The sequence below is a fragment of the Martelella sp. genome (genome assembly GCF_984369615.1).
Map to the genome: position 1 here is coordinate 1 of NZ_CFHTCS010000316.1, position 5,040 is coordinate 5,040.

Annotated in this window: 5 protein-coding genes; 1 reads left to right on the top strand and 4 read right to left on the bottom strand. The window is 63.6% G+C overall.

All coding sequences use genetic code 11. The features are described from left to right. The 3 genes from AC5DC2_RS19135 to AC5DC2_RS19145 form a co-directional block, all read right to left on the bottom strand. A partial coding sequence (locus AC5DC2_RS19135; RefSeq protein ID WP_491699618.1) for a 2-isopropylmalate synthase occupies positions 1 to 859 on the bottom strand: 859 nt, incomplete at its 3' end. A gap of 308 nt (positions 860 to 1,167) precedes the next feature. Then, on the bottom strand, positions 1,168 to 2,358 hold the full coding sequence (locus tag AC5DC2_RS19140; RefSeq protein ID WP_491699619.1) for a benzoate/H(+) symporter BenE family transporter: 1,191 nt from the start codon (positions 2,356 to 2,358) through the stop codon (positions 1,168 to 1,170). A gap of 105 nt (positions 2,359 to 2,463) precedes the next feature. After that, positions 2,464 to 3,045: an ATP-dependent Clp protease proteolytic subunit gene (locus AC5DC2_RS19145; protein WP_024706174.1), complete on the bottom strand. Its 582-nt coding sequence runs from the start codon at positions 3,043 to 3,045 to the stop codon at positions 2,464 to 2,466. Between the two features lie 253 nt (positions 3,046 to 3,298). Here AC5DC2_RS19145 and AC5DC2_RS19150 point away from each other — a divergent pair, with 253 nt between their 5' ends. Then, positions 3,299 to 4,339, top strand: coding sequence for an aldo/keto reductase (locus AC5DC2_RS19150; RefSeq protein WP_491699620.1), 1,041 nt, complete (start codon positions 3,299 to 3,301; stop codon positions 4,337 to 4,339). Positions 4,340 to 4,395: 56 nt separating this feature from the next. On the opposite strand, the gene AC5DC2_RS19155 is transcribed toward AC5DC2_RS19150, so the two are convergent. Further along, positions 4,396 to 5,040 (bottom strand): cation diffusion facilitator family transporter (locus AC5DC2_RS19155; RefSeq protein ID WP_491699621.1); only part of this gene is annotated, 645 nt, incomplete at its 5' end.

Genomic DNA, 5,040 nt, shown 5'->3' on the forward strand with positions numbered 1-5,040 from the left:
TGCGCTCGCCATTGCCGAACAGCGTGCCCTCGACGCGGTCGGCGCCGGCGAGCAGGCCCATCTCGGCGGACGCGATGCCCGTGCCGCGATCATTATGCGGATGGACCGAGATCAGCAGGTTTTCGCGGTTGTCGAGATTGCGGCACATCCATTCGATCTGGTCGGCATAGATATTCGGCATCGACATCTCGACGGTCGACGGCAGGTTGATGATCAGCTTGTTGTCCGGCGTCGGTTTGACCTCGGCGATCACCGCGTTGCAGACCTCCAGCGCCACTTCCAGTTCCGTGCCGGTAAAGCTTTCCGGCGAATATTCGAAGCGATAGCCGCCGCCGGCCTTTGCCGCCATGTCGGTGATCATCTTGGCCGCGTCGACCGCGATCTGCTTGATGCCGGCAACATCCTTGCCGAACACCACGCGTCGCTGCAACTCGCTCGTGGAATTATAAAAATGCACGATCGGCCGATGCGCGCCTTCCAGCGCCTCGAAGGTGCGGGTGATCAGTTCCGGGCGGCACTGAACCAGCACCTGCAAGGAGACATCCTCGCCGACATTGCCGTTTTCCACGCACCAGCGGGCAAAGTCGAAATCCGTCTGCGAGGCGGAGGGAAAGCCGATCTCGATTTCCTTGAAGCCCATGTCGAGCAGCAGCTGGAACATGCGCGCCTTGCGGTCGTGGCCCATGGGGTCAACCAGCGCCTGGTTACCGTCGCGCAGATCGACCGAGCACCAGATCGGCGCCTTCTCGATGCGCTTGCCCGGCCATGTGCGATCGGAAAGATCGACCTGCGGATAAGGCTGGTACTTGGCGGCAGCCGTCGGCATGCCCTTGGATTTGGTGGAGTGACTCGCGTCCATTTTGTCCTCTTGTCCGGCCCGCCGTCTGCCGCCTTTGAGGCGCAGTCAGGCTTTGGCCATTCTCGTTGTCATAAACTGTTCGGGAATGAAGGAGCGCTTGGTGCCAAGCGGCTTTCCGGCCGCCGGGCGCTCCTCAAAGGACCCGGCAACCGCTGTTAAGGCCGAGAAGAAGGAGCGAGTTTGGCGCGCGCATGACGGCGGCGGAGGCGCTTGCGCCACCCGAAAACCTGCCCTGCCGATATGCGTCCAAAGTGATCATGACGATTTCCATAGCGGCAACAGCCGCCGATTGCAATTCAAAAAACGCGTCAGCCCCCGGCATGCCTTTTCTGCGCCAGACGTTTGATGCCGGTGATGGCGAGCCCCGCCGCCAGCCCCCAGAAGGCGCCGGAAATGCCGAAGAAGCCGACGCCGGAAGCGGCAACCAGGAAGGTGATCGCAGCGGCCTCGCGCGCATCCGGCTCCTTGAAGGCGGCAAGGGCGGCGGCGGCAAAGGCGCCGATCAGGGCAAGGCCCGCCACCGCCTCGATCAGGATCGGCGGCGCCAGCGAGACGAGCGCGACGACCAGCCCGCTCATCAGCCCGAAGACCACATAGCCGATCCCGGCGATGATCGCGGCCCAGTAGCGTCGTTTCGGGTCGGGGTGGGCATCCGGCCCCGCGCACATGGCCGCCGTGATCGCGGCCAGATTGACGCCGTGCCCGCCAAAGGGGGCGGCAAAAAGCGAGAACAGGCCGGTCAGCGAGAACATCCTGCCGGCGGACGGCCGGTACGCGTTGATGGCAAGGATCGCGACGCCGGGGATGTTCTGCGAGGCCATGGTGACGATGAAAAGCGGAAGCGCCACGGAAATGGCGGCCTGCAGGCTGAACACCGGCGTCACCCAGACGGGCATCGGCGCCGCCTCGCGCCAGACATCCGCCCAGGCGCCGTCAGGGATATCGACGCCGAAGACCAGAACCAGCACGAAGGCGCCAAGGGCGGCCGGCACGGCGAGAAGCCGGTTGAAGGCGCCGGCGACGACGAAGGCGAGGATGATCGGCAGGCCCAGCAGCGGATCGAACTTGACCGCCTCGACCGGCGCGAAGCAGAGCGCAAGCAGCACGCCGGCCAGCATGGCATTGGCGAGCGGCGCGGGAATGGCGGAAATCGCCCGGCCGACCGGCTTCAGCAGGCCGGCAGCGATGATCAGGAGGTTGGCGACAATGAAGGCGCCGACCGCTTCGGCAAAACCACCGGGCAGCGTTCCCGCCGTGGCGAGAAGGGCCGCCCCCGGCGTCGACCAGGCAATCGAAACCGGCATACGCGTGACGGCCGAAATGACGATGCCGGCAACGCCCATGACGATCGACAGCGCCATCAGGCCGGAGGCCGATTGCGCCGGGCTCGCGCCGATGCCTTCAAGCCCCTGCAGCACGACGGAAAACGAACTGGCAAAGCCGACAAAGGCCACCAGCAGCCCCATGAACAGGCTCTGCGCCGAAAATTCCCTCAGCATGTCCCCTCCGACCTGCGGCATATGATTAAAGAACTGCAAGCACGAAAAAGCCGGGCGAAGCAAGCCCTTCGCCCGGCCTATCGGTTCTCAATCAAGTGCCGGAAATCAGATCTCGGCCTGCGAGGTCACGATCCGCGATACGAGACCGTACTCGATCGCCTCCTGGGCGGAGAGCCAGTAGTCGCGGTCAATGTCCTTGGCGATCTTGTCTGCCGGCTGGCCGGTGGCATCGGAGAAGATCTTGATCAGGCGCTCGTTCATCTTGATGATCTCGCGGGCCTGGATCTCGATGTCGGATGCCGGACCGCGCGTGCCGCCGGAGGGCTGGTGCAGCAGAAAGCGCGTATTGGGCAGGCAGATGCGCTGTTCCTTCGGCGCCGCCGCATAGATCAGCGCGCCGGCTGAGGCAACCCAACCGGATCCGATCATGATGACCCTCGGCTTGATGAACTTGACCATGTCGTGGATCGAATCGCCCGATTCCACATGACCACCCGGCGAGTTCACGAAAACGCGGATGTCTTCGTCGGAGACTGCGGCCATGGCCACCAGTTGCGAGCAGACGCGCTGGGCGAGTTCCTGCGTGATCGGGCCGTAGATGAAGATCGACCGCGACTTGAACAGATTGGCTTCTGCCTCCTTGCCCAGGGGCAGTTCGGTCTTCTTGTCGTCTTCTTCGTCGCTCATTCGGCATCTCCAAGGGTAAATGTTCTGTTCCCCGACTTAATGCGAATATCGCGCCAATACAATGTCCCCCGCTTTCCGGCTGCGCAGCAAAACGGTCGAGCGCCTTGAAAGGCCGCCGGGCAGCCCCCACGTCAGTTCGGTCAATACACAATCCGGCCCCTCGGTCCGGCAGTCATTCCTTGGTTTTTGCACGGCCCGGCAGAGGCCGGATGCTTGAAGACCGTCAATCATTTCAATCCGAAAAGGCAGAACCATGCGTTACAACCGACTTGGGAATTCAGGCCTGAAAGTATCCGAGCTCTGTCTCGGCACGATGACCTTCGGCGGCAAGGGCTTCTGGACGGCAATCGGCGCGCTCGATCAGGGCGCTTCCGAGGAACTGGTCAAGGTCGCGATCGATTCGGGCATCAATTTCATCGACACCGCCAATGTCTATTCGGAAGGCCTGTCGGAGGAGATCACCGGCCAGGCGCTCAGGAATCTCGGCATACCGCGCGACGAGGTGGTGATCGCCACCAAGGTGTTCGGCGGCATGGGCGAAGGGCCGAACAGCCGCGGCTCCTCGCGCTACCACATCATGGAACAGGTGAAGGGCAGCCTTTCCCGACTGCAGACCGACCATATCGACCTCTACCAGCTTCACGGCTTTGACAACACGACGCCCATCGAGGAAACGCTCGAGGCGCTCGACACGCTCGTGCGCCACGGCCATGTGCGCTATGTCGGCGTTTCCAACTGGGCGGCCTGGCAGATCGCCAAGGCGCTCGGCGTCTCGGAGCGCAAGGGCCTTGCCTCCTTCCAGTCGCTGCAGGCCTATTACACCATTGCCGGCCGCGATCTCGAACGCGAGATCGTGCCGATGCTGAAGTCCGAAGGCGTCGGGCTGATGGTCTGGTCGCCGCTTGCCGGCGGGTTCCTCTCCGGCAAATATGACCGCGACAACCAGACCGACGGGGAGGGTCGCCGCGTCAATTTCGACTTCCCGCCGGTCGACAAGGAGCGCGGCTTCGCGACGATCGACGTGATGCGCGAAATCGCCGAGACCAAAGGCGTTTCGGTGGCGCAGATCGCGCTCTCGTGGCTGCTCTACCAGCCCGCGGTCACCAGCGTGATCGTCGGCGCGAAACGGCCGGACCAGCTGAAGGACAATATCGAGGCGACCGACGTGGAGCTTACGGCCGCAGACATGGAACGTCTCGACGCGGTCTCGGCCCTGCCGCGCGAATATCCCGGCTGGATGCTGGAGCGCCAGTCCGGCGGCGAAACCGTTTCGCCGCCGCGCGTGCCGAAATAGGCGCCGGCAAAGGCCTGTCCGGGTGCGGGCATCGCCCGCATCCACTCCGCCGCCGATCAATCGATCCGGACGCGCACCCCATGCGGCTTGACGCCTTCCGGTTCCACATGAATGGCAAGCGTGGAACCCGGGATCGCCTTCTTGATCGCGCCTTCCAGCCGGTCGCAGATATCGTGTGCCTCGCCGACCGTCATGTCCTCGCTGACGACGAGATGAAAATCGATGAAGGCGGCGGCGCCGGCGCGGCGGGTCTTCAGGTCGTGCACGTCGGATGAACCGTTGGCATTGTCGAGGATCGCCTTGCGGATCGCGTCCTCTTCCTCGCCGCTGAGCGCAGCATCCATAAGCCCGCCGACCGATTCAGCGATCAGCTGCCAGCCGGCATAGAGAATGTGCGCGGCGACGGCGAGCGCGATCAGCGGGTCAAAGATCGGATACCCCGTCGCCAGCGCAATACCCAGACCAATCACGACGCCGACCGAGGTGACGACGTCGGTGCGGATATGCTTGCCGTCGGCCACCAGTGCCGGCGAGCGCATCGACCGACCGGCCGAAATCAGCACATAGGCCCACACGCCGTTGATCAGGCTTGCGAAAATGTTGACGCCGAGGCCCAGGCCGACATCGGTCGGCATGGACGGGTCAAAAAGTTCGCCAATGGCTTCATTGAAGATCAGGAGCGCGGCAACGACAATTGCCAC

What these genes read in the sequence shown, in the direction of transcription:
- AC5DC2_RS19140 (WP_491699619.1), bottom strand. Translation starts at nt 2,358, where the DNA reads ATGCTGAGGGAATTTTCGGCGCAGAGCCTGTTCATGGGGCTGCTGGTG.
- AC5DC2_RS19150 (WP_491699620.1), top strand. Translation starts at nt 3,299, where the DNA reads ATGCGTTACAACCGACTTGGGAATTCAGGCCTGAAAGTATCCGAGCTC.
- AC5DC2_RS19145 (WP_024706174.1), bottom strand. Translation starts at nt 3,045, where the DNA reads ATGAGCGACGAAGAAGACGACAAGAAGACCGAACTGCCCCTGGGCAAG.